Annotated in this window: 24 protein-coding genes and 1 pseudogene; 12 read left to right on the forward strand and 13 right to left on the reverse strand. The window is 72.5% G+C overall.

Annotated elements, in window-relative coordinates; genetic code table 11:
* Positions 1-12: 12 nt before the first annotated feature.
* The 4 genes from ABD369_RS20600 to ABD369_RS20615 all read right to left on the reverse strand — a co-directional run bounded on the left by ABD369_RS20600 (position 13) and on the right by ABD369_RS20615 (position 2342).
* Complete coding sequence (locus tag ABD369_RS20600) at positions 13-657, reverse strand: hypothetical protein (protein ID WP_344637936.1); 645 nt, start codon at positions 655-657, stop codon at positions 13-15.
* On the reverse strand, positions 654-1649 hold the full coding sequence (locus ABD369_RS20605; RefSeq protein ID WP_344637937.1) for a WXG100 family type VII secretion target: 996 nt from the start codon (positions 1647-1649) through the stop codon (positions 654-656). The genes ABD369_RS20600 and ABD369_RS20605 overlap by 4 nt, the downstream gene beginning before the upstream one ends.
* Positions 1649-1960: a type VII secretion target gene (locus ABD369_RS20610; protein ID WP_344637938.1), complete on the reverse strand. Its 312-nt coding sequence runs from the start codon at positions 1958-1960 to the stop codon at positions 1649-1651. Before ABD369_RS20610 ends, ABD369_RS20605 begins: the two co-directional genes overlap by 1 nt.
* A 238-nt stretch (positions 1961-2198) precedes the next feature.
* Entirely contained in the window at positions 2199-2342 is a 144-nt protein-coding gene (locus ABD369_RS20615; protein ID WP_344637939.1) for a hypothetical protein, read from the reverse strand.
* Between the two features lie 537 nt (positions 2343-2879).
* On the opposite strand from ABD369_RS20615, the gene ABD369_RS20620 reads away from it, so the two are divergent.
* Both ABD369_RS20620 and ABD369_RS20625 read left to right on the forward strand, forming a co-directional pair.
* Positions 2880-3338: a helix-turn-helix domain-containing protein gene (locus tag ABD369_RS20620; protein WP_344637940.1), complete on the forward strand. Its 459-nt coding sequence runs from the start codon at positions 2880-2882 to the stop codon at positions 3336-3338.
* Positions 3339-3455: 117 nt separating this feature from the next.
* Entirely contained in the window at positions 3456-3824 is a 369-nt protein-coding gene (locus ABD369_RS20625) for a DUF4180 domain-containing protein (RefSeq protein WP_344637941.1), read from the forward strand.
* Between the two features lie 101 nt (positions 3825-3925).
* On the opposite strand, the gene ABD369_RS20630 is transcribed toward ABD369_RS20625, so the two are convergent.
* Together ABD369_RS20630 and ABD369_RS20635 are read right to left on the reverse strand one after the other, a co-directional pair.
* Positions 3926-5569, reverse strand: coding sequence for a S53 family peptidase (locus ABD369_RS20630; protein ID WP_344637942.1), 1644 nt, complete (start codon positions 5567-5569; stop codon positions 3926-3928).
* A 455-nt stretch (positions 5570-6024) separates the two neighbouring features.
* Positions 6025-6918 carry an N-acetylmuramic acid 6-phosphate etherase gene (locus ABD369_RS20635; protein ID WP_344637943.1) on the reverse strand — a complete coding sequence of 298 codons (894 nt, stop codon included), beginning with the start codon at positions 6916-6918 and terminating at the stop codon, positions 6025-6027.
* Positions 6919-7102: 184 nt separating this feature from the next.
* On the opposite strand from ABD369_RS20635, the gene ABD369_RS20640 reads away from it, so the two are divergent.
* Positions 7103-8305 carry a M20 metallopeptidase family protein gene (locus ABD369_RS20640; RefSeq protein ID WP_344637944.1) on the forward strand — a complete coding sequence of 401 codons (1203 nt, stop codon included), beginning with the start codon at positions 7103-7105 and terminating at the stop codon, positions 8303-8305.
* Between the two features lie 45 nt (positions 8306-8350).
* On the opposite strand, the gene ABD369_RS20645 is transcribed toward ABD369_RS20640, so the two are convergent.
* Complete coding sequence (locus ABD369_RS20645; protein ID WP_344637945.1) at positions 8351-8794, reverse strand: ASCH domain-containing protein; 444 nt, start codon at positions 8792-8794, stop codon at positions 8351-8353.
* Between the two features lie 173 nt (positions 8795-8967).
* Here ABD369_RS20645 and ABD369_RS20650 point away from each other — a divergent pair, with 173 nt between their 5' ends.
* The 4 genes from ABD369_RS20650 to ABD369_RS20665 all read left to right on the forward strand — a co-directional run bounded on the left by ABD369_RS20650 (position 8968) and on the right by ABD369_RS20665 (position 11883).
* Positions 8968-9165, forward strand: a complete 198-nt coding sequence (locus ABD369_RS20650) for a hypothetical protein (RefSeq protein WP_344637946.1) — start codon at positions 8968-8970, stop codon at positions 9163-9165.
* Positions 9166-9252: 87 nt separating this feature from the next.
* Positions 9253-10134 (forward strand): NAD(P)-dependent oxidoreductase, encoded by an 882-nt coding sequence (locus ABD369_RS20655; RefSeq protein WP_344637947.1) that lies wholly within the window; start codon positions 9253-9255, stop codon positions 10132-10134.
* Between the two features lie 223 nt (positions 10135-10357).
* Positions 10358-11629, forward strand: a complete 1272-nt coding sequence (locus ABD369_RS20660) for a peptidase C39 family protein (RefSeq protein WP_425557695.1) — start codon at positions 10358-10360, stop codon at positions 11627-11629.
* 89 nt (positions 11630-11718) lie between these two features.
* Complete coding sequence (locus ABD369_RS20665) at positions 11719-11883, forward strand: hypothetical protein (protein WP_344637949.1); 165 nt, start codon at positions 11719-11721, stop codon at positions 11881-11883.
* Positions 11884-12192: 309 nt separating this feature from the next.
* Here ABD369_RS20665 and ABD369_RS20670 read toward each other — a convergent pair whose 3' ends face one another.
* The 5 genes and pseudogenes from ABD369_RS20670 to ABD369_RS20690 form a co-directional block, all read right to left on the reverse strand.
* Entirely contained in the window at positions 12193-12714 is a 522-nt protein-coding gene (locus ABD369_RS20670) for a TerD family protein (RefSeq protein ID WP_344637950.1), read from the reverse strand.
* Between the two features lie 73 nt (positions 12715-12787).
* Positions 12788-13162, reverse strand: a complete 375-nt coding sequence (locus ABD369_RS20675) for a hypothetical protein (protein WP_344637951.1) — start codon at positions 13160-13162, stop codon at positions 12788-12790.
* Between the two features lie 18 nt (positions 13163-13180).
* Positions 13181-13465 carry a phosphopantetheine-binding protein gene (locus ABD369_RS20680; protein WP_344637952.1) on the reverse strand — a complete coding sequence of 95 codons (285 nt, stop codon included), beginning with the start codon at positions 13463-13465 and terminating at the stop codon, positions 13181-13183.
* Between the two features lie 88 nt (positions 13466-13553).
* Positions 13554-14672 (reverse strand): annotated as a pseudogene (locus ABD369_RS20685) (amino acid adenylation domain-containing protein); the annotation flags it as partial.
* A gap of 201 nt (positions 14673-14873) precedes the next feature.
* The gene (locus ABD369_RS20690; protein ID WP_425557696.1) at positions 14874-15887 is read right to left on the reverse strand and encodes a GlxA family transcriptional regulator; all 1014 of its coding nucleotides are present in this window, start codon (positions 15885-15887) and stop codon (positions 14874-14876) included.
* Positions 15888-16092: 205 nt separating this feature from the next.
* On the opposite strand from ABD369_RS20690, the gene ABD369_RS20695 reads away from it, so the two are divergent.
* Positions 16093-16827 (forward strand): DJ-1/PfpI family protein, encoded by a 735-nt coding sequence (locus ABD369_RS20695; RefSeq protein ID WP_344637954.1) that lies wholly within the window; start codon positions 16093-16095, stop codon positions 16825-16827.
* A gap of 165 nt (positions 16828-16992) precedes the next feature.
* Here ABD369_RS20695 and ABD369_RS20700 read toward each other — a convergent pair whose 3' ends face one another.
* Positions 16993-17901 (reverse strand): LysR family transcriptional regulator, encoded by a 909-nt coding sequence (locus ABD369_RS20700; RefSeq protein WP_344637955.1) that lies wholly within the window; start codon positions 17899-17901, stop codon positions 16993-16995.
* Positions 17902-18020: 119 nt separating this feature from the next.
* Here ABD369_RS20700 and ABD369_RS20705 point away from each other — a divergent pair, with 119 nt between their 5' ends.
* From ABD369_RS20705 to ABD369_RS20720, 4 genes are read left to right on the forward strand one after another with little or no spacing between them, the layout of a single operon-like run.
* Entirely contained in the window at positions 18021-19196 is a 1176-nt protein-coding gene (locus tag ABD369_RS20705) for a CaiB/BaiF CoA transferase family protein (protein WP_344637956.1), read from the forward strand.
* A gap of 31 nt (positions 19197-19227) precedes the next feature.
* Positions 19228-20019: an enoyl-CoA hydratase/isomerase family protein gene (locus ABD369_RS20710; protein ID WP_344637957.1), complete on the forward strand. Its 792-nt coding sequence runs from the start codon at positions 19228-19230 to the stop codon at positions 20017-20019.
* Positions 20020-20047: 28 nt separating this feature from the next.
* Entirely contained in the window at positions 20048-21214 is a 1167-nt protein-coding gene (locus ABD369_RS20715) for an acyl-CoA dehydrogenase family protein (RefSeq protein ID WP_344637958.1), read from the forward strand.
* Positions 21211-22281: an acyl-CoA dehydrogenase family protein gene (locus tag ABD369_RS20720; RefSeq protein WP_344637959.1), complete on the forward strand. Its 1071-nt coding sequence runs from the start codon at positions 21211-21213 to the stop codon at positions 22279-22281. Before ABD369_RS20715 ends, ABD369_RS20720 begins: the two co-directional genes overlap by 4 nt.
* The last annotated feature ends 241 nt before the right edge of the window (positions 22282-22522 follow it).

Consider the following 22522-nt stretch of genomic DNA (forward strand, 5'->3'; position numbering starts at 1 on the left):
GGCCCGTCGCCGTCAGCTCAGCACGTCGGCCAGCTGCGGCACCAGCTCCGGTCTGGACAGTTCGAAGGCCAGCCAGGAGCCGTCGCCGAACTCCAGGTCCAGCCGGCAGCGTTGCCGGGCCGGATGCGGCTCACCCCGGCGCCGGTACGTGCCGTGCGGCAGCTCGGCGATCACCTGGGCGTCGTACGGTTCGTCGTGCACCCGGGTGCAGGTCAGCAGGAGCAGCCGATGGCTGGTCACCGCCAGGGCGATGCGGGTGCTCAGTCCGGCGGGCGGCCGGTCGCCGGAGAGGTAGCAGGAGACGAGCAGACGCCCGGCCGTGCTCTCCCAGCCACCGGACCAGGCGCCGCCGTGGAACTTCCGCCGGATCGCCGGGTAGACCCGGTTCTCCACCCACTCCGCCGCGGCCTGGAACCAGGTGGGCGGCCAGAGCCAGACCAGGAAGCCGAAGGCCCGCTCCAGGCCGCCCGCCTCGCGGTCGAGGTTCGGCAGGTACTCCCGGGGGAGGGCGGGAAGCAGGCCGTCGAGATAGCCGGGAGCCGCGGCCAGGAGGGTCTCCCCCGGACGCAGGTGGGCCGCCACGACGGGGTGCAGCCAGGCGTCCCCGGCGGGTGCCGGGGCCGAGGCCCCCTCGGGCGGGAGCTGGGAGGTGCTCACCCGAACGCCTCCTCGATGCGGCTGCGGTCGACGTGGTACGGCTCGGGCTCCTCGGTGCCGTGCGGGTCCAGCGAGCGCTGTCCGGTGTCACTGGTGAGGAACTCCTTGAGCGGGTCCTTCCAGTTGTTCTCCATGCCGAGCCCGTGCTCCACCGCGCCCAGGGTGTGCTCGCCGAGCTGACCGGCCACCACATGGTGCGCGAGCCGGTCCCGGAAGCTGAGACCGTTGGGGTTCTTGAGCATGCTGCCGTTCTGCCGGATCACCTTGGCCGCCGCCCGGACCGCCTGCCGCGCCTTCTTGACCTCCTCGACCGACTTGCCGGCCCGCTCCGCCGCCTTCAGCTCCTTGACCGCGTCCATCAGCTCGCGCAGGGTCTTGGCCAGTCCCGCCGAGACCTTCTCGATCTTCGCGATGTACACGGCCACCTCGGCCTCGCTGACCAGGGCGTCCACCACGGTGGCGAGACCGGCCGTGAACAGGTCGAGGATGAAGCTGGTCGCGAGCATGCCGACCAGCAGGTCGATCAGCTCGGTGATCAGGTGGATCACCGTCTCCTCGGCCAGCGCGCACTCCGCGGCCGCCTGGCCGAGGATCCCGGCCGTCTGGGCCATGTCGTCGGCGGTACCGTCCATCGCCTGGACGATCTCACCCATGTGCCGGCCGAAGGCCTCCGAGGCCTGCCCGTGCCAGTTCGCCGAGAGCTGCCGGGCGCCGGTCCGCAGGTCGTCGGCGACCTTCTGCATCTCGACCGCCTGCTGCTGCCAGTCCTTGGCGGCCTCGGTGAGCAGCTCCGGGGCTCCGGTGACCTTTTCGAGCAGCTTGATGGCGCCGGTCTGCTCCAGCGTCCACTGCACGGCGTCGTCGAGAGCGCCGTCGATGCCGCTGCGATCGGGCTTCTTGGCCTCCTGGATCTGCGGCAGCGTCAGATGACCGGGCTGTTGCGCCCACTGGTACGCCCCGCCGCTGTCGGCCGGCCCGCCGGGGTCGATCATCAGGCACCCCCGCCCATGGCGCCGCTGGTCGCCGACTCGGCGTCGCGGTAGTTGCCGCTCGCGCCCGTCAGCCCCTCGACGGTCTCCCGCAGCAGGCCGTCCAGGTCCAAGCAGTCCTGCACGTCGGCGTCGGAGTGCTCCTGGTAGGCCGAGTGCAGGTTCTGTGCGTCGGGCAACAGGCCGAAGGCGTCCGAGGGGACCGAGATCGAACCGATCGCGCTCATGATCTGCGACACCCGCTCGGCCGCGTCCTCCACCTGTCCGGCGTAGACGTCGAGGGCGTCGGGATGGACATGATATCCGTCTGACACTCTTCCCCCTTTTCCGGCGATGTACCTTGCGCACCGCACTGGGGCGATGAGGTTATCGCACATGCGAGTCCGTTCAGAGCTGGCCCAACTGCGTTGCAGAAAAGTCTCGTAAAGAAATTCCCATGAAATTGTGGCCGCTTGAACCGGGCCCGCCGGGCGCCTCGGGTGGCCAGGTCGAGGTGGGGGGTGGCGGCATTCTGGTGACGCGTCACAATCCCACGGGTGAATCGGTGTGGAATCAGCTGACGACCGCGCCGAATCCGACGAAGAGGCAGATCGGCACGGACAGCAGTGCCAGTAGCGGCCAGGCGAATCGCAGGTACTGGTCGTAGCGGACCTTCGCCAGGCAGGCGCCGCCGACGGTGACGGCGGTGGTCGGCACCCACACACGGCGAGCACGAACAGGAAGACCGCCGCACTGCCGTAGAGCGCTCCGTCGAAGGTCGGGCAGACCTCGCCGGTGTGCGGGTCGCGGATGCCGTAGCGGCCGTCGACGGGGGAGAGGAGCAGGTCCTCCAGGCGGCTGGTGACGGGCAGTCCGACCGAGATCCGGTGGTACGTCCCCCGGATCCGGATGTCGCTCGCGTTGCGCTGATGCTCCCCGGGCGGGATCAGGAAGGCCAGGGCCAAGACCGGAACGGTGAGCAGTGTCAGCACGGTGATCGCGCTCGGGAAGGTGACCCGGCGCTTCCCCGTCGCCCGCGGCTGGTCCGGAGGTCCCGTCGCCCGCTCCTCGCTGCTCCCGGTTCGGTGCCGTCCCCCCAGCACCATGCGCAGTGCGGCGGGCGCGCCGCCGCCGCTGCTGGGCCGTACGGGCAGGGGCGGCCGTCGAGGTGCTGTCTGCTTGTCAGCAGCGGACTCCCTAAAATTCCCTGTTGATCCATAAGTGATGTACTTTTAGGGTCAATAGCGGAGCCCGATGCGGGTGGAGCGTGGTTGGGAGGGCGTGGTGCGGCAGCTCTACTACTCGGTGGAGCAGGTGGCGGACCTGCTGGGACTGCACGTCAGAACGGTGCGCGGCTATGTGCGGGAGGGGCGCCTGAAGGCGACCCGGGTCGGCCGGCAGTACCGGATCACCCGCGAGGACCTGGAGGCCTTCACCGGTGTGCCCGCCCCCTCGGCCGTCCGCCGTACCCGCCATGCCGAGGTGTCCGGCATCGTGCAGATCGACGCGATCGGCGCCGAGGAGACCGTCCGCCTGACCAACACGGTGATCGCAGCCGCGCAGAGCCGGGGCGGGGAGAGCGGTGACCACCTGCGGGTGGAGACCGTCTATGACGAGGAGCGAGCGATCCTCAAGATCATCGCACTGGGTGGCCTCGGCACCGTGGCGGACCTGCTGAAGGTCGTCGAGGCGCTGGTCGACGAACCGCGCTGACCGGCGTTCCACGCCGGCTGAGCCGAAGGCGGCACTCCTGCCGAGGCGGGAAACCTGCTCAAGGAACAGGCGCGACCGCGCCGGAACCCCTACCCACGACAGAAGGGACACAGCCCCATGGCAGACATACTCCAGCAGCTCGAAGGCACACCCGTCCTGGTCTGCGCACCGGACGGCGCACCGCTGAGCGGCGAGCGCGAGGCGACCGACCTGATCGGCAACGGGGCCTACCAGGGCGCAGCCTGGGTCGCAGTCCCGGTCGAGCGGCTCACGGACGACTTCTTCCGGCTGCGGACCCGCGTCGCGGGCGACATCGTCCAGAAGTTCGCCAACTACCGGCTCGGGCTCGCCGTCATCGGGGACATCTCCCGGCACGTGAGCGTCAGTACCGCGTTGGAGGACTTCGTCCGCGAGAGCAACCGCGGCCGCCAGCTCTGGTTCCTGTCGGACCTGGACGCCCTGCGGGCCCGGCTCGCGGGCCGCTGACGGCCGGAGGCGTCGAACACGGGCTCCGGCGCCCGCCGGTGCGTCTGCACGCGGCGAAGGGGCCGGGCGCCGGCCCGACCCCTTCGCCGCGGTGCTGCCACTCAGCCGAGCTTGGCCTTGAGGAACCCCGCGCCGTTGTAGGAGCCCCAGCCGGTCACCTTGTCGTAGCCCTTGGCCGCGCTGTAGGCGCCGTTGGAGCCGCTGGTGACGTCGTGGAAGGCAGCGCCGTAGCCGGCCGAGGAAGCCAGCGAGTAGATGGTGCTGTTGGCGAAGCCGAAAGCGGGCTTCGACTTGGCCTTGGCCTCGCTGTTGTAGACGGCGGTGAACGCCGCCCAGTTGGGAGCGGCCGCGCTGGTGCCGCCGTAGGTGTACCAGCCGCCCCCGGTGTAGACGGCCCAGCCACTGGCGGGGTCGGCGACGGCGGCGACGTCGGGCACCGCGCGCTTGGCGCCGGTGTTCACCTTGGTCTGGTAACTCGGGGTGGCGAAGACCGAGGAGACGCCGCCGCCGCTGCCGCTCCAGGCGGTCTCCCGGCTCCAGCCGCCCGAGGAGGTGGTGGAGAGCGTGGTGCCTCCGGTGCCGGTGACGTACGGATCGGCAGCCGGGAAGTCCACCGAGGTGCCGCCGTTGCCGGCGTCGTCGGAGCCGCTGTCACCAGAGGCGGCGTAGACCGACTGCCCCTGAGCGGCGGCCTCCTTGAAGTCGGTGTCCACCGCGACCCGGTTGGACGCCGTCTCGCCCGCCTCGTAGATGCCCCAACTGATCGAGATGACCGGCACGTTGTCGCTGACCAGCTTGCTGTAGAGGGCGACCTCGCCGGCGTCGCTGTTCGGCGCCTCGTAGACCTTCACAGCGGCGCCGGGCGCCAGCGCGTGGATGACCTCGATGTCCAGCTCGACCTCGCCCTGGCCGGACAGGTCGGTGGTGCCGCCGCCGGCGCTGACCACGGCCGGGGTGGGCGGGGTGAGGCCGTAGTACTTGTCGTAGGCGGTGATGTTCGACTGCTGGAAGGCGGAGAACTCCGCCACCGCGACCGTCTGTCCCTTGCCGGTGTAACCGGCGCTGATCGCGGAGTTGAGGTTGTACGCGGTGCGGGCCTTGGCCGGGCTCAGCCCGGACGGGGCGTGGCCGGCGGCCTCGGGGAAAAGCTTGCCGGAGCTGAAGTGCCGGTACTTCGCGTAGTTGTCGAGCCCGGAGACGTTGCTCACCGCGGCGGCGATCTCGGCCGGCAGCACGGGCTGCGCGGTGTTGGCGTAGAAGTCGCGGCCGGTTCTGCCGTCGTGGAAGTTCGCCAGCCTGGTGCCGAACGCCTGCTGCACTCGTGCGGCGGTCCCGGTGGCCTCCAGGGTGAGGTGGTTGGCCGTGACCTCGCCGACCGCCAGGCCCTGGGACTTCAGGTAGGCGGACACCTTGGCCACCGTCGCCGGGGCCGCGCCGAACCGCTGGGCGAACTGGCCGACTGTCAGATAATGCTGGTAGCCGGGCGACTTCGGGTCGGTCACCTGGGCCAGGAAGGCATCAAGGCCCGCCCTGTCACGCTGGTTGAGGCTGACGGCCACGGTTATCCGCTGGTCCGCCGCGACGTCACCGAGCCGGGTCGAGTGGCTCACCGCCGGTATCACGTTCCCGTCCAGGGCGACCCGCTGGACCGCGGCGGGCGCCGCGAAGGCCGGCGCGGCGGCGAGCGCGATGATCGGCAGCGGTGCGGCGATCAGGCCGATGAGGGGCTTGAGGCGGGATTTCAAGGAGGTCCTCCAGGGACGAAGGGTGCGCCGAGGAGTCCCCGCGGGGATCCGGCGGGGACGGCGCTGACAGCTGGATGACCTCAACGGTAGGAGTGCAGAGGCTCCGTCAAAAGGGGTGCGTCCCTTGCCAGTTACATGAAGCGACAATGTCCCCGGATGTCGCCGTCATGACAGCGCCCGCGCCCGAGGAGGTCCGGCAGGGTGCGCCGAGGTCGCGGTGGGGCCGGGAGAGGGTCCGCCCGGAACCGGGCAGATTGCGCCGGCGAAATCCAATGTTCACGGCTGGTTGACCCACCGCCATGGCGCCGACACTTCACTGCCGCGCCGCCGGCACCCATCCCCCGGCTCCCCTTCCGACAGCGCGCCTCACTCGCCATGATCGTGTACATCCTGCCCTGCGAGCAGACGGCTGCGCAGCCCCGGGATCCGATCAATTCCCTTCGGTGGCAGGGAGGTTACGAGAGCAGCTGGTCGATTGCGGTCCGCACCACACCGTCGGCCGCGGCCAGCGCGGCTCGGGCGGCCGCCGGGGTGGCGCCGGTGAGCAGCCGGACCAGAGCCGGCTTCAACTCGCCGTCCGCGGCCCGCAGCGCGGCGCGACAGGTCTCGGCGTCGGCACCGGTGGCCTGGACCAGGATGGTCAGCTTCCGGCCGACCAGCTTGGCGTTGGTCGCGGCCACCTCCGTCATCAGGTTCGACCAGGTCCGGCCCAGTCGGACCATCACCGCGGTGGAGAAGCTGTGCAGCACCAGCTTCTGCGCGCTGCCGGCCTTCATCCGGGTCGAGCCGGTCACCACCTCGGGGCCGGTGTCGGTGCACACGTGCAGGTCGGCGAGGTCGGCGAGCGGCGCCCGCGGATCGCAGCTCACCAGTACGGCCGTCGCCCCGGCCGCCCGGGCGGCCGCCAGCGCGCCCGCCACGTACGGGGTCCGGCCGCTCGCCGCGAGCCCGATGACCACGTCGACCGGCTTCAGCCCGGCCACCGCCCGCCGCCCGTCCGCCTCGCTGTCCTCGGCGCCCTCCACGGCCCGGGCCAGCGCACCCGGTCCGCCGGCGAGATGGGCGGTGATGCGGCCGGGTTCGAGCCCGTAGGTCGGGGCGAGCTCGGCGGCGTCCAGTACGGCGTAGCGGCCCGAGGAACCGGCGCCCACGTAATGCACCCGGCCGCCGCCGTGCAGCGCCGCCACCGCCGCGTCCACCACCTGGGCCAGCACCGGCAGGGCGCGCGCGACGGCGGCCGGCACCTCCGCGTCGGCCGCGTTGACGGCGTGCAGCAGATCGAGGGTGGACAGCAGGTCGATCCCGGTGGTGGCCGGGTTGCGGCGCTCGGTCGGCGGCAGGGCGGTCACGGGGCCTCCAGGAGCGGACGGCGTTCGACTGCTCCGCACGATACGTCCTGACGCCCCGCCAGGTCACCGACCCGCGGGCTGCCCCGGGTGCGTCAGGTGCGCGCCGGACCGTGCACAGGTGTTGCAACTTGCCGGCGACGGGCTTGAGATGGGGGGAGGCACCGACGAGAGGCGGAGGACGACCATGTCGACGGTCGAGCGGGCGCGGGAACTCCAGGGCGAACTGGCCGAGCTGCGCCGGGCACTGCACCGCGAACCCGAACTCGGACTGCACCTGCCGCGTACCCAGGAGAAGGTGCTGGCCGCACTGGACGGACTGCCGTTGGAGATCAGCACCGGACGTTCGCTCAGCTCCGTCACGGCCGTCCTGCGCGGTACCGGCGCCCCGGGCGGGGCGGTGCTGCTGCGCGGCGACATGGACGCGCTGCCGGTTCAGGAGACCACCGGTCTGGACTACGCCTCCCGGATCGACGGACGGATGCACGCCTGCGGACACGATCTGCACACCGCCGGACTGGTGGGTGCGGCCAGGCTGCTGTGCGACCGGCGGGAGCAGCTCAGCGGCGACGTGGTGTTCATGTTCCAGCCGGGGGAGGAGGGCTTCAACGGCGCCGGCATGATGATCGACGAGGGCGTCCTGGACGCGGCGGGGAAGAAGCCCGACGCCGCGTACGCGATCCATGTGACGTCGAGCCAGATTCCGTGCGGGGCGGTCTACGCCCGGCCGGGCGCCATGATGAGCGCCTGCGACGAGCTGCGGGTGACCGTCCGCGGCCGGGGCGGCCACGGGTCCTCGCCGCACCGCGCCAAGGACCCGGTGCCGGCGGTCTGCGAGATGGTCACCGCCCTGCAGACCCATGTGACCCGCACCTTCGACGTCTTCGACCCCGTGGTCGTCACGGTCGGCCGGCTGAGCGCGGGGAGCAAGAGCAACATCATCCCGGAGAGCGCGGCCTTCGACGCCACCGTCCGCAGCTACTCGGCGCAGAACCGGGAACTGCTGCGCACCGGACTGCCCGCCCTGGTCGAGGGCATCGCACGGGCCCACGGCCTGGAGGCCGAGGTGGAGTACGAGGTGCTCTTCCCGGTGACCGTCAACTCCCCGGACGAGACCGGATTCGCCCTGGACACCGCGCGCGAACTCCTCGGCGCGGAGGCGGTCCTGCCCGCGCCCAACCCGATCAACGGCTCGGAGGACTTCTCCCTGGTCCTGGAGAAGGTGCCTGGCGCCATGCTCTTCCTCGGCGCCGTCCTCGCGGACCGCGACCCGCGGACCGCCCCGACGAACCACGCGCCGTCCGCCGCCTTCGACGACGCCGTCCTCTCCCGGCAGGCGGCCCTGCTGGCCGACCTGGCCACCCGCCGCCTGGCGGCCACCGCAGGCTGAACGGTACGGCAGGCGCGGGGCGCGGAGGAGGGCGCACGGCTGGGCTCAGAGTGCGCGGACCAGCCGGAAGCGCTCCAGGACCACCAGGCTCGCGTCGTCCACGGTGAAGGCCGGATCGTCCAGTGCCGCCCTGTGCTCCGCGCCGTGCCAGTACTCCTCGTGGTCCGCCCGCCACCGGGCGACGGTGCTGTGGCCCTCGCCCTCGTCCACGGCGTGCGCCAGGTCCACCTCGGCCAGCGGGACCACGCGTACCTCCGTCACCTCGATCACGGCCACCGGACGGTCGGCGGAGTCGACCACCGCGAAGCGCTCGCCGACCCGCGGCAGGGGCTCGTTCTCGCGCTCGTACGCGGTCCGCAGGCCGGTGGTGGAGGTCTTCGAACCGTCCAGGATCGCGTCGACCAGCCGGTCGCGGAGCGGTCCGGGGAAGGCGAAGCAGGCCCTGGGCAGCGCGGCGACGTCCAGGGCGGGGAGATGATCGCTCGTCATACCGGCCACGGTAGCCGCCGGAGCGGTGCCGGCCCGACCGTTTTCCGCGTGACCCGTGCCGGCCCGACCGTTTTCCGCGTGACCCGTGCCGGCGACCGGAGCGCCGCCTGCGCACATCCGTAGCCGGCCGGCTCTCCGCGTGACCCCGGCGCGGTCTGCTCGTTGGAGAGGGCATGAAGAAGCGCAGCATGCTCGCCGTCGCGTCCCTCGCAGTCGGGGTGGTCGCCTCGCTCACGGCACCCAGCGCCCACGCGGGCCAAGCCGACGCCGGCACCTCCGGCAGCCGCGGTACCGGTGTCAGCTCACCCGACAACGTCCCGCTTCCGGACCAGTCCGCGCAGGGCGAGGTCGAGGACGCAGCCGGTCAGTGACCGGTCGAACGGTTTCTCGCGGCAGTTGACGTACAGTCAATCCGTACCGAACCGGTGCGGATGACTTTGACGGCGAGGGGAGAGACCATGGCCGCGCTCACGGTGGGCTTTGTCGGACTCGGTTCGATGGGGCGCGGAATGGCCGCCAACCTGGTCCGGTCGGGCTTCTCCGTGCAGGTCTGGAACCGCTCGCCCGGGCCGGTGAAGGCCCTGGTCGAGCAGGGTGCGCGGCCAGCCGCCGACCTGGCCGGGATCTTCGGCAACGACATCGTCGTCTCGATGCTCGCGGACGACCGCGCGGTCGAGTCCAACCTCCACGATCCCGGCCTGCTCGAGGGCGCCCGGGCGCGGCTGCACATCAACATGGCCACCATCTCGCTCCCGCTGGCCCGCCGCGCCGCCGAACTGCACGCCGAGCACAAGATCGGCTACCTCGCCGCGCCCGTCCTGGGCCGCGCCGAGGTGGCCGAGGCCGGCAAGCTCAACATCCTGGCGGCAGGCCCGGACGAGCTGCTGGAGCAGGCCGAGCCGTTGTTCGCCGCGATGGGGCAGCGCACCTGGCGCCTGGGCAGCGAGCCGCACCAGGCCAACGCCGCCAAGATCAGCGCCAACTTCCTGCTCGCCTGCGCCATCGAGTCGCTGGCCGAGGCCACCAGCCTGGCCGAGGCCAGCGGCGTCAAGCCGGCCGACTTGGTTGAGCTGCTCACCAACACCCTCTTCCCCGGCCCGGCCTACACCGGCTACGGCTCGATGATCAGCGAACGGCGTTACGAGCCGGCCGGGTTCCGCCTCGTCCTCGGTATGAAGGACGTCAACCTCGCCCTGGAGGCGGGCGGCGAGCAGCACGTTCCGCTGCCCTTCGGCGGAGTGCTGCGCGACGCCTTCCTGGACGCGGTCGCCCACGGCGACGCGGATCGGGACTGGTCGGCCGTGGCCGAGGTCGCCCGCCGCCGGGCCGGCCTGGACTGAGCCGCCACCGGGCGCGGTCGAGCGGCGGCTCCGCGCCCGGCTCCGTACTCCAATGCCGCCACGCGAGCCCTGGGAGGCCGGCACTGTGAACGATTCCACGTCACGGCGGACGATGCTGACGGCCGCACTCGCCGCAGCGGCCGGCACCGTCGCGCCACCGCTCCACTCCGCGTCCGGGGCCGCGCCGACGTCGGCGCCGACATCCGCGCCGACGTCCGCGCCGATGTCGGCGTCCGGGCCGATCCCCGCTTCCGACGGACCAGGCTCCCCGGTGGAGTACCACGCCTGGACCACCACCGCCGACTGGCGCCAGGGCGCTGACCACGGCACCCGCCCGGCCGACGGCGACCGTCCGGGCATCACCATCACCACCCCGGTGGGCACCACCGACTACCCTGACCCGCACACCGGCACCACCTCCACCTGGGAGTACGCCACCTGGACCGGCCCCGTACGGGAGTTGACCACCCCCGCCACCGAGCTGGTCGCCTCCTGGAACGCCCACACACCCGTCGGCACCTGGATCGCAGTCGAACTGCGCGGCAGCTACAGCGACGGCGAGACCACCCCCTGGTACACCATGGGACGCTGGGCCGCCTCCGACCAGGACATCCGCCGCACCTCGGTGGAGCACCAGCAGGACGGCAGAAGCCGCATCTCCACCGACACCTTGGCCATTTCCGACCCGGCCGGCGGTCTGCGCCTGGCCTCGTACGCGCTGCGGCTGACCCTGTACCGCCGTCCCGGCACCGAACTCGCCCCCACCGTATGGCGGTTGGGCGCGATGACCTCGGACCTGCCGGACCGCTTCGAGGTGCCGGCCTCAGTACCGGGACCGGGTCGTGAACTGGCCGTCCCGCGCTACTCACAGGAGATCCACAAAGGCCAGTACCCGCAGTACGACAACGGGGGAGAGGCCTGGTGCAGCCCCACTTCCTCCCAGATGGTCATCGAGTACTGGGGTCGCCGTCCCGTCCCCGCCGACCTGGCCTGGATCGACCCGGCCTACGCCGACCCCCAGGTCTGCCAGGCCGCCCGCGGGACCTACGACCACCAGTACCGGGGCTGCGGCAACTGGCCCTTCAACGCCGCCTACGCCGCTACCTACCCGGACCTCCAGGCCGTGATCACCCGCCTCACCTCCCTGACCGACCTCGAACGCCTGATCCGCGCAGGCATCCCGGTCATCACCTCCCAGTCCTTCCTCAAGTCCGAACTCGACGGCGCCGGTTACGGCACCGACGGCCACCTGATGGCGGTGGTCGGCTTCACCCCCGACGGCGACGTGATCGCCAACGACCCCGCCTCGCCCGGCGATGACCAGGTCCGCCGCGTCTACCGGCGCCGCCAGTTCGAGAACAACTGGTTGCGCACCAAGCGCTACGACGCGAACGGGCAGGTCACGGGGGGTTCGGGCGGCATCTGCTACGTCTACTGGCCCGTCAAGTCAGCACCAGGTCAGCACCAGGCGCTGCGCGCGGTCGGGATCAGCTGACGAGGACGAGGTGCCGGCCGACGGCCGTCTCGATGACGTGGTGGCAGCGGTTGCCGCCGTCTCGGGTCAGGTGGCCGTCCCGGTCCCCGGTGACCGTGATGGGCCTGGACGAGCAGACCGAGCTGATCCTGACTCAGGCCCCGCCGGTCACCAGCGCCCCGATCCGGGCGAGCGCCACCGAGGACCTCGCGGTGCTGGCGGATCGGGACGGCGATGTCGAACGGGGTCGCGGGCGAGGCGCCGTCGGAGCGTGATCCACCCCAGACTCCGCGGCGGGCAGGAGGGGCCGGGAGTAGCCGTGGTGGGCACCGTTGCCGCGTCGTGAAGGGCGGATTATCCACGTCCAGGGGATTCCCGTGCGGTTGACGCAGAGGATGGCGTGGTCACTCCCTTTCGTGGCGGCCCGGCCCGTGGGGCGCCACCCGGTCCCAGTGTGCGGGCGGGCTCTTCCTGTCCTCCTGTGCCGTTGAGCAGCATGTCGCGCATGTGTCCGAAACAAGTCGCACGTCACCAGGACGGACATCGCGGGCTCCGGGGATCGCGAGGCTTGACCCGGGTTTTGCTCAACTGCCCATGATCCGGGCAAAGGCGGCCGGATCGGCGTCGAAGCCGCGGACGCTGGCCCGGAACCGCCAGACCCCCGAGTCGTCCCGGACGAACTCCGCGACCCGCGCCGCCGTCGCCTCGCCGACGGTGTCGAAGTCCACCGCCGCGAGCTGATCGCGCCGCTCCCGGATTCGGACGTCGGGGTGGGCTATGTCCGCGAAGGTCACCCGGCCGCCGCCCTGCTGGATCGCGACGCCCACGACAACCCTACGGTAGCGGCTCGCGAGACGGTCGAGCTCCAGGACCATGCGCTCGTCGACGCCGAAGCCCCGGCCGTCGCGGCTGTCCCGGTTCAGCGTGATCGTGCCGTCGGGGGAGCGGCTGTCGAAGTACACCAGGTAGACCGGGTCGCTGTCCGGGGTGTCGGTGGCGTAGGTCGCGCCGATCAGGTCCAGGTCGTGGGGCACCGTACCGGCGGGATTCGGATCCCACTGCAGGTCCACTTCGATCCGTCCCAGACCCTTGTTGAGACTGCTCACAGGACACTCCGTCCGTCGGCGCACCGACCTTCCATGGTGCCATGGCCGACCCGTCTGACACCGAGTAACCGGCTTACAGTGACGCATAATTGACAGGAAACCGACGAGGCAGGCCGGGCGGGCCGGTGGCCGGCACGTCGGAGGCCCGCTCCGTGGCGAGGCGGCCCTGCCCGGTCTCGGTGATCGCTTCGTTGGCGAGCGCGTGGACCGCCGTGACCAGCCGCCGGCGGGGGCGATCCGTACGGAGGGACTCCTCGGCCCGCCCGCGCGCGACGAGCCGGTCGACCCGGGACATGACGGTGTCGTGGCGCACCCGTACCTGCTCGTTGCCGAGGTGGGGGACCATGGGCGCGTACCGGCCGCGGTAGCTGACGAGCGGCCAGGGGGCCTGCGCCAGGCCGGCGACGGCCTCCTCGGGGACGCCGGAGTCGAGGCCAGCCGCCACCATCGAGGCGTCGATTTCGGCCTACTGCGCGGGGAGCCGATCGTGCCCCGGGCGGAGTTGCGAACCCCTCGGCAGTCGGGTGGAGAGCAGGTCCCACCACTCGGCGAGCGTGCGGCGTTCCGCCAGCTCGACGAAGGAGAGTTCGAGCCCGGCCCGGTGCCAGCGTTCGACGAGGTGCATGAGGCGGATCGAGTCCGGGCCGAGCAGCTGGAGTTCGTCGTCGTCCGGGATGTCGGTGGGCTCTTCACCCAGCGGGACGGTGGCCTTCATCATCTCCCGGGTGAGCGGCTCGAAGCCGTCGGACATGGTGGACCTCCTGGTCGGTTGCGGTGGGTCGATGGGGAGCGTGGTCACGCGGAGGTGGCAGTGGAACCTGGGCCCGGGTTGACGTGCCGTCGTCAGCGGTGAGGGCGGCCTCGATCTCGCCGAGCTCGATCCGCAGGCCGCGCAGCTTCACCTGGTGGTCGGTCCGGCCCAGGTACTCCAACTCGCCCTGCGGCGACTGCCGGACCAGGTCGCCGGTGCGGTACATCCGGCTCCCGGGCGGTCCGAACGGGTCAGCGACGAAGCGCTGCGCGGTCAGCGCGGGCCGCCCCAGGTACCCGGACGCGAGCTGGACGTCGGCCAGGTAGAGCTCGCCGGCCGAGCCGGGAGCAACCGGCTGCAGGAACGCGTCCAGCACGTGGGTGCGGGTGTTCCAGACCGGCCGGCCGATCGGCACGGAGGCGCCGGGCCGCCCGGGATCGTGCGCGCAGGCGGTGACGTCGACGGCGGCCTCGGTGGGGCCGTACAGGTTGTGCACCGGCGCGCCCATCGCCTGCGCGGCCCTGGTGGCCAGGTCGGCGGGCAGCGCCTCGCCGCTGCAGATGATCCGCCGCAGGCGGGTCGGCAGGGCCGAGCCGGGTTCCGCCAGGTAGGCGCTCAGCATGGCGGGCACGAAGTGGACGGTGGCGATGCCCTCCTGGCTGATCATCAGCTCGGCCAGGTACGCCGGGTCCCGGTGTCCACCGGGCCGGGCGACCACCAGGGTGGCGCCGGTGATCAGCGGCCAGAAGAACTCCCGCACGGAGACGTCGAAGCCGCTGCTGGTCTTATGCAGCACCCGGTCGTCCTCGGTCAGCCCGTAGGCGTCCTGCATCCAGCGAAGTCGGTTGCAGATCGCGCGGTGCGAGACCGCCGCGCCCTTGGGGCGGCCGGTCGAGCCGGAGGTGTGGATGACGTACGCGGTGTCCTGCGGCGCGGGGCCGGCGGCCCGGGCGGTGCGCAGGTCGCCGTCGGGCAGCGCCGCCAACTGGGCGGTGGTACACGGGTCGTCCAGGAGCAGGGTCGCCGCCTCGCCGGGCAGCGACGCGGCGACCGAGCCGGTGGTGAGCACCACGACGGGATCGGTGTCCGCGAGGATCGACGACAGCCGCCCGGCCGGGTGGTCGAGATCCAGCGGCGCGTAGGCGGCGCCGGACTTCAGGACGGCCAGCAGCGAGACCACCAGCTCGATCGAGCGGGGCAGCCGGATCTGCAGGCGCGCCAGTGGCACCTGCGACTCGCCGTGACTCCATGTGACGAACCGTCAACGCCTGGTCCACGAAAGAGCCGTCGGCCCTGCGGGCCCGGCCCCGGTGGCCTTGTGGAGCGTACGGCGGGGCCCCGGAATCCTCCGGTGTCCGGCGGTTGCGGTCGCGTACCGGGCAGCGGTCCCTCTACGGCGCCTCCGTCCTCATCCGCGGCCGTCGACGGCGTCCGTCGGAACCGCTTCCGACGGTGCCGGGAGCGCGGCGGAGGGCGGGCCGGCGCGGAGCGCCAGCCGGTAGGCCGAGGGTGAGATTCCGTAGTGCGCGTGGAAGGCCTGGCGCAGAGTCTCGGTGGAGCCGAAGCCGCAGCGTCCGGCGATGGCGGCGAGCGGGAGCGCGGTGGTCTCCAGCAGCCGGGCGGCCGCTTCGGTGCGGGCGGTGCGGACGAAACGGGCCGGAGGCTGGCCGAGTCGGTCGAGGAAGAGACGGGACAGGTGCCGTTCGCTGATGTCAGCCCGGGCGGCGAGGGCAGCGGTGCCGAGGTCGGCGTCGAGATGGCCGGTGATGTGCAGGACGAGCCGGCGCAGGACCCGGTGCTCGGGCGGCGGGTCCTTGACGTAGATGGACAACTGCTCCTGGTTTCCAGGCCGTTGCATGTAGGTGACCAGCCAGCGGGCGACCAGTCGGGCCAGCTCGGGCCCGTGGTCGGCCTCCACGGCGGCCAGCGTCAGGTCGAGCGCGCTGGTCACACCGGCCGAGGTGCTGACGTCGCCGTCGACGAGGTAGAGCGGGCGCGGGTCGACCGTGACCTTCGGGTGCCGGACGGCCAGTTCGCGGGCGTACGCCCAGTGGGTGGTGGCCCGCCGGCCGTCCAGCAGGCCGGCCGCGGCGAGGATGCTCGCACCCGTGCAGACCGAGGCCACCCGGCGGCTGCGGGCCGCCAGCCGCCGGACGTGGGAGACGAGATCGGCGTCCGCGGCCGCCGTCAGATGGCCGAGGCCGCCGACGACCAGCAGGGTGTCCAGGGGGCCGCGGACCCGCTCGACGGCGGCCTGGCTCATCAGGACGAGCCCGGTGGAGGAGCGGACGGGCCGGCCGTGAGGTGTCGCCAGCCGCAGGTCGTAGGCGGGTTCGGCGCCGAGCCGGTTGGCGGCGTCCAGGGTGTCGGCGACGCAGGCGATGTCGAGCAGGTCCGCTTGGTCGTAGCCGATGATCACCACCTGGCGGGCAGTCGTCGTCACGGCCGCCAGCCTACGCCCGCCGGTCCGGCGGCCGGGGATCGCAGGATTCCGGACAACCGGACGGGGTGCCGGTTGCCGCATCCCCGGGCCGGCGGCGACGGTGGCTTCGAGGGGCCGGAGCGCGACCGGGACGCAGCCGGAGCGCTGCCGCCGATGCCATCCGCAGCCAGCGAGGAATTCAGCCATGACCACCATCACCGAGACCGCGCAGCCGGCCCGGACCGTCGCCTTCGTCGCCTACCCGGGAATCACCGTGCTCGACCTGGTCGGTCCGCTCCAGGTCTGCGCCGCGCTGGCGGACACCGTGCCGGGCATCCGGACCGTCGTGCTGGGAGAGCGGATCGAGTCGATGGGCACCGATACCCCGCTGTCCGTGCTGCCCAGTCACACCTTCGACGAAGTCCCCGACCCCGATGTGCTGGTGGTGCCCGGCGGTCTGGTGCCGACACTCGCCGCGATGGCCGACGAGACGCTGCTCGCCCGGCTGCGCCGGGCCGCCTCAGGCGCGTCGGTGGTCGGCTCGGTCTGCACCGGCTCGCTGTTGCTGGCCGCCGCCGGGCTACTGGAGGGGCGCAAGGCCACCACGCACTGGCTGTTCCGCGACCTGCTCGTCCCTTTCGGCGCGACCCCGGTGGCCGACCGCTGGGTCGAGGACGGACGGTACGTCACGGCCGCGGGTGTCGCGGCCGGCATCGACATGGCGCTGCACCTGGCCGGCCGACTGGCCGGAGAGGACGCCGCCCGGCAGGTGCAGCTGCTGATCGAGTACGACCCGCAGCCGCCGTTCGGCGGGATCGACTGGGCCGCCACCGACACCGCGAGCTACGCGCCGTTCGGCAAGCAGGTGCTGACCGAGGCCCTGGCCGGTCACCCCGAGCTGCTCGCCCGGCTCGGCGGCGGGCCGTTTCTTCGCAAGTAGGCTGTTCACCAGGGGGATTCACACCGTGAGCCGTCCGGCCGGATCCGCCACGCCGGTACGCGCCGGGTTCCGCCCCGTTGCTCGGCACGTCCGCGGAGAGCGGCCGAACGGGCCCGGGCGGCCCAGCGGTTCGTCCCGGCCGGTCCTCGCGCAGGCCACCGGACGCTACGCCTCGGGTGTGAGGGCGGGCGAGCCGAACAGCCCGACCACCCGCTGGACCGCCGCGTCACCGCTGTCCGACCGGTGCACGGCGGCGATCGCCGTCCGAAGGTGCGGCGAACTGCCGCGCAGTGGACGGTGGACCACACCGGACAGGCCGAGCGAGCGCACCTGTTCCGGCGCCAGGGCCACGCAGAGGCCGGCGGCGACGTAGCTGAGCAGGCCGGGCAGGTCGTCGGCCTGTCCCAGCGGCCGGGGGGTGAAGCCTGCCTGGGCGCAGGCGAGCGCGACCTGCTGGGCGAGCCCCGGCAGGGCGCCGGGGCGCAGTACGGCGAAGTCGTGGTCGGCGAGGTCCGCCAGCGCCAGCGAGTCCTGCGCGGCGAGCCGGTGGTGCTCCGGAAGCACGGCGATCAGCCGCTCGACGCCCACCTGGTTGACCGTCAGTTCGTCGCTGCCCGAGATCGGGAGCCGGACCAGGGCGAGGTCCAGCGCGCCGGCGTGCAGCATCGCGATCAGCTCGACCGAGGGGTGCTGACGCAACTGCAGCCGCAGCCCGGGGAGTTCGGTGTGGGCTCGGCGCAGCAGATCGGGCACGTAGTGATAGCCGAGGCTGCTGATGAAGCCGAGCCGCACCTCGCCCTCCCGTCCGCTGGCGACGCGCCGGGCCCGGTCCACGGCGGCGGCCTGGGCCTCCAGCAGCCGCCGCGCGTCCTCGGCGAAGGCCCGGCCGGCCGGGGTGATCCGCACGCCGCGCGGCCCGCGCTCGAACAGGCTGACGCCGAGTACGCGTTCCAGTCGCTGGATCGCCTGGCTGAGCGGCGGCTGGCGCATGGTGAGCCGATCGGCGGCCCGTCCGAAGTGTTGCTCCTCGGCGAGCACGACGAACTGTTCGAGGAGTCGCTGTGTCAGTTCCATATGGCACAGCATATGGAATGGCACGTCAGGAAGTATTGGACGATATGAATTCCCCCAGAGTTGACTGATGGCATGTCAACCGGCGACCGGCCGGTTCCCAATGACACCGGAGGGCAGCGATGTCGCCAGAACAGGAGCGGGGGGCGGGCCCGCTCGCCGGAGTGCGCGTGGTCGAGCTGGCCAGCGTGATCATGGCACCGTACGCGGCCCAGCAGCTGGGCGACCTGGGCGCCGACGTGATCAAGGTCGAGCCGCCGACCGGGGACATGACCCGGCACCTCCCCCCGCAGCGCCACTCCGGCATGGGGGCGGGCGCGCTCAACCTCAACCGGAACAAGCGCAGCGTCGCGATCGACCTTAAGGCCCCGAACGGCCGCGACGCACTGCTGGCCCTGATCGCCACCGCGGACGTGTTCATCACCAACGTCCGCCCGCACGCGCTGGCCCGCCTCGGACTCGGCTACGACGAGGTCGCCGCGGTCAACCCGGGGCTGGTGTACGCCAACGCCCAGGGATTCCGCAGCGATTCGGCCCTGGGCAACCACGCGGCCTACGACGACATCGTGCAGGCCGCCTCGGGCCTGGTGTGGCTCAACGAGCAGGTCAGCGGCGAGCCGTACTACGTGCCCACCGTGCTGGTCGACAAGGTCTGCGGCCTGGTCATCGCGCAGTCCGTACTGGCCGCGCTGCACCACCGGAACGCCACCGGCGCCGGCCAGCACGTCGAGGTGCCGATGGCGGACACCATGCTGGCCTTCAACCTGGTCGAGCACCTGGCGGCGGCCACCCTCGACCCGCCGGAGGGGCCGATCGGCTACCCGCGCGCGCTCAGCTCCCGGCGCCGGGCCTCCCGCACGGCGGACGGCTGGATGTGCATCCTGCCCTACAGCGACCGCAACTGGCGGGACTTCTTCGCGTTCGTCGGCCACCCCGAGCTCGCCGATGACCCCCGCTTCCGCTCGCTCGGCGACCGGGCCCGCCACGCCGACGAACTGTACGAACTGGCCGGGCAGTTCGCCGCCCGGCACAGCAACGCCGAGTGGCAGCGGTTCTGCGACTCGGTCAGCATCCCGGCCGCGCCGGTGCTCAGCCTGACCGAGGCCGCCACCAGCGGGTACGCCCGGCAGGGTGGCCTTCTCCAGCGGGCCGAGCACCCCACCGAGGGCGGCTACCACCTGATCGGCCAGCCCGTGCGCTTCTCGCGGACCCCGGCCGGCCTGCACCGGCACTGTCCCCGGATCGGGCAGCACACCGAGGAAGTGCTCGCCGAGATCGGCTTCCACCCCGCCTCCTGACCAGCCGTCGACCACGAATCGAGCAGCCGTCATGACCGAGCAGGAACCCCTGCACGTCGAACACCGACCGAACGGGGTCGCAGTGCTGACCCTCACCGACCCGGACCGCCGCAACCCGATGACCGGCCGACTCACCGAGCAGTGGCGCGCCGCCGTACAGGCCCTGAGCGGGACCCCCGACCTGCGGGCCGTGGTGGTGACCGGCACCGGCCCCGCGTTCTGCTCCGGGGCCGACCTCGGCGACCTGGCCGCCGGGCACGGCCTCGGCATCGCGGCGGCCCGGGCCCATCTCGCGGCCTTCTACCGGGCCTGGTTGGCCGTCCGTGACCTGCCCGTGCCCACCATCGCCGCCGTGGGCGGCCACGCCATCGGCGCCGGACTCGCCCTCGCCCTGGCCTGCGACCTGCGGTACGCCGCCGCGGACGCGAAGCTCGGCGCACCCTTCGTCCGCCTCGGCCTGCACCCCGGGATGGCCACCACCGCGCTGCTCGCCGAAGCGGTCGGCCTGCCGCGCGCGCGCGAACTGCTGCTCACCGGACGGCTCGTCGACGGCACCGAGGCCGCCGCGATCGGCCTGGTCCACCAGGCACTGCCCGCGGACCGGGTGCTCGCCGCCGCACTCGCGGTCGCCGACGGCATCGCCGCCGCGGCGCCGCTCGCGGTGCGGCTGACCAAGGACGGTCTGAACCGCCCTTTGATGACCGTCGAGCAGGCCCTGGCCTGGGAGTCCCTGGCACAGCCGGTGACGACCGCCACCGCCGACTTCCGCGAGGGCGTCCAGGCCCGTCGGGAGCGCCGCACCCCGCATTTCACGGGCAACTGACCCCGCCCACGACCAGAGGAGCACCGCGATGACCCCGCCCACCACCGGCGCCCGCGCCGTCCAGCTACGGCCCGAAACACAGCGGCTCCGACGGGAAGTCCGGGACTTCCTCGCCGAGGAACGCGCCGCCGGAACGGTCATGGGCCGCCCCGACTCCTGGCTGACCGGCTGGGACCCGGGCTTCACCCGCCGGCTCGCCGAGCGCGGTTGGGTCGGCATGGCACTGCCCAAGGAGTACGGGGGCGGTGGGCGCGGCAACCTCGAACGCTACGTCGTCATCGAGGAGCTGCTCGCGGCCGGCGCACCGGTCTCGGCCCACTGGGTCGCCGACCGGCAGGCCGGCCCGTCGATCCTGCGTCACGGCACCGAAGAGCAACGCCGCCGCTTCCTGCCGCGAATAGCCGCCGGCCGGTGCTTCTTCTCCATCGGCATGAGCGAGCAGCACGCCGGCTCGGACCTGGCGGCGGTCCGGACCCGGGCGGAACGGACCGACGACGGCTGGCGGTTGACCGGAACCAAGACGTGGACCGGCGGCGCCCACCTGAACGACTACGCCATCGTGCTCGCCCGTACCGACGACGAGTCCGGCGACCGCCACGCCGGGCTCAGCCAGTTCATCGTCGGCCTGCGCGACCCGCGGGTGCGGATCGAGCCGATCCGCCTGCTCAGCGGCGAGCACACCTTCAACTACTTCCACCTGGAAGGCGTCGAGCTCGGCGCCGACGCCCTGCTCGGCCGGCCCGGGGACGGTTGGCGGCAGGTGACCGGTGAGCTGGCACTGGAACGCAGCGGGCCCGAACGGTTCCTGTCCACGGTGCCGCTGCTCACGGCACTCGTCGAGCAGCTGCGGCGAGGGGCCTGCACCCCCGAGCAGCACACCCGGGTCGGCCGGCTGACCGCGCGGCTGTCCTCGATCCGGCAGCTGTCGCTGGGTGTGGCCGCCGCCCTGGAGGCCGGCCGCCCGGCGGACGTGCAGGCCGCCCTGGTGAAGGACCTCGGCACCCGCTTCGAGGGCGAACTCGTCAACGAAGTACGGGAGATCCTCCCGACGGCCGCCCGGACCGACACCACCAAGGGCAGCTACCCCGAACTGCTCGCCACCGCGATCCTGCACTCCCCAGGCTACACGCTGCGCGGCGGCACCAACGAGATCCTTCGCGGAATCATCACCCGAGGCCTGGAGCTCCCCTCATGACCACCGATCACCTCCGTACGCCCGCCGCCGTGCTCGCCCGGCACCCGGGCGACGCCCTGGACAAACCCGCCGCTGCCGCCCGCGCCCTGTGGGACGCCCTGACCACGGCCGACGCGCTGCCCCCGCCGGACACGGACCCGCACGCCCTGGTCGCACTGGTCCGCGAGGCCGGCCACCACGGCTGCCCGGCACCGCTCGCCGAGACCCTGCTGGTCGCCGGCCCGCTGCTGGCCCGGGCCGGGCTGGCCGTGCCGGACGGGCCGCTCACCTTCGCCCGCGGCCCGCTCGACGTCCGGTTCGCCAACGTCGACACGGCCAGCCGGGTCGGCCCGCCGGGAGCAGCCGGCACCGACGACGCGGTGCACGTCAGCGGCACGCTCTCCCGGGTGCCGTGGGCCCGGGCCGCGCAGGCCGTGGTCGTGCTGACCGAGGGGCCCGGCGGGCCGGTGCTGCTCGCACTCGAACCGGACGAGTACCGGCTGCTCGAGGGAGCCAACCTCGCGGGCGAGCCCAGGGACGGGGTCGTCCTGACCGACACGGCGGTTCCCGCCGACCGGGTCCGCCGCGTCCCGGAAGCCGTCCTGGCCGAGGCCGAATGGCGCGCCGGGCTGGCCCGGGCCGCGCTGATCGCGGGTGCCGCGCGGCGCTGCGTCGAGCTCACGGTGGCCCACACCGCGGCCCGGTCCCAGTTCGGCCGTCCGCTCAGCCACTTCCAGGCCGTCAAGCAGGAGGAGGCGAAGCTGATCGAGGAGGCGGCCCTGGTCGGTGCGGCGGTCGAGGCGGCTGCGACCGCACTGGGCGACCCGGGCGGCGCCGCCTTCGCGGCCCAGGCCGCCGCCGCGCAGGCATCCGCCTCGGTGGGCGAGATCACGCGCATCGCCCACCAACTGCACGGCGCGATCGGGTTCACCGAGCTCAGCCCGCTGCGCCTGGCCACCACCCGGCTGTGGTCGTGGCGGGACGAGGACGGCAACGAGCAGGCCTGGTTCGCGCGGATCGGCCGACACGTGGTGGAGAGCGGTACGGGCCGCCTGTGGCCGCTGGTGACCGGCACTCCCGCGGCCTGACCGCGGGGCCGGACCGGCGACGCCGAAGACCGGGGATGCCCGGCCGGGGTTTCCTCCCGGCTGGGCATCCCCGGTCTTCGGCGTCTGATGGCCGATCATCCTGGCCCGGCGGTCGGCACGGTGGTCTCGTGGACGGCGCCTGCTGAATGTGAACGGTTCGGAGCGTCACCCAACGGCCTGAGGTGCGCGACGGGGCCCTGCAATTGACCACAACGGCTGTGGTGCTACGGACATCGTGAAG

It is taken from the genome of Kitasatospora cystarginea (assembly GCF_039533515.1).
Lineage (GTDB): Bacteria > Actinomycetota > Actinomycetes > Streptomycetales > Streptomycetaceae > Kitasatospora > Kitasatospora cystarginea.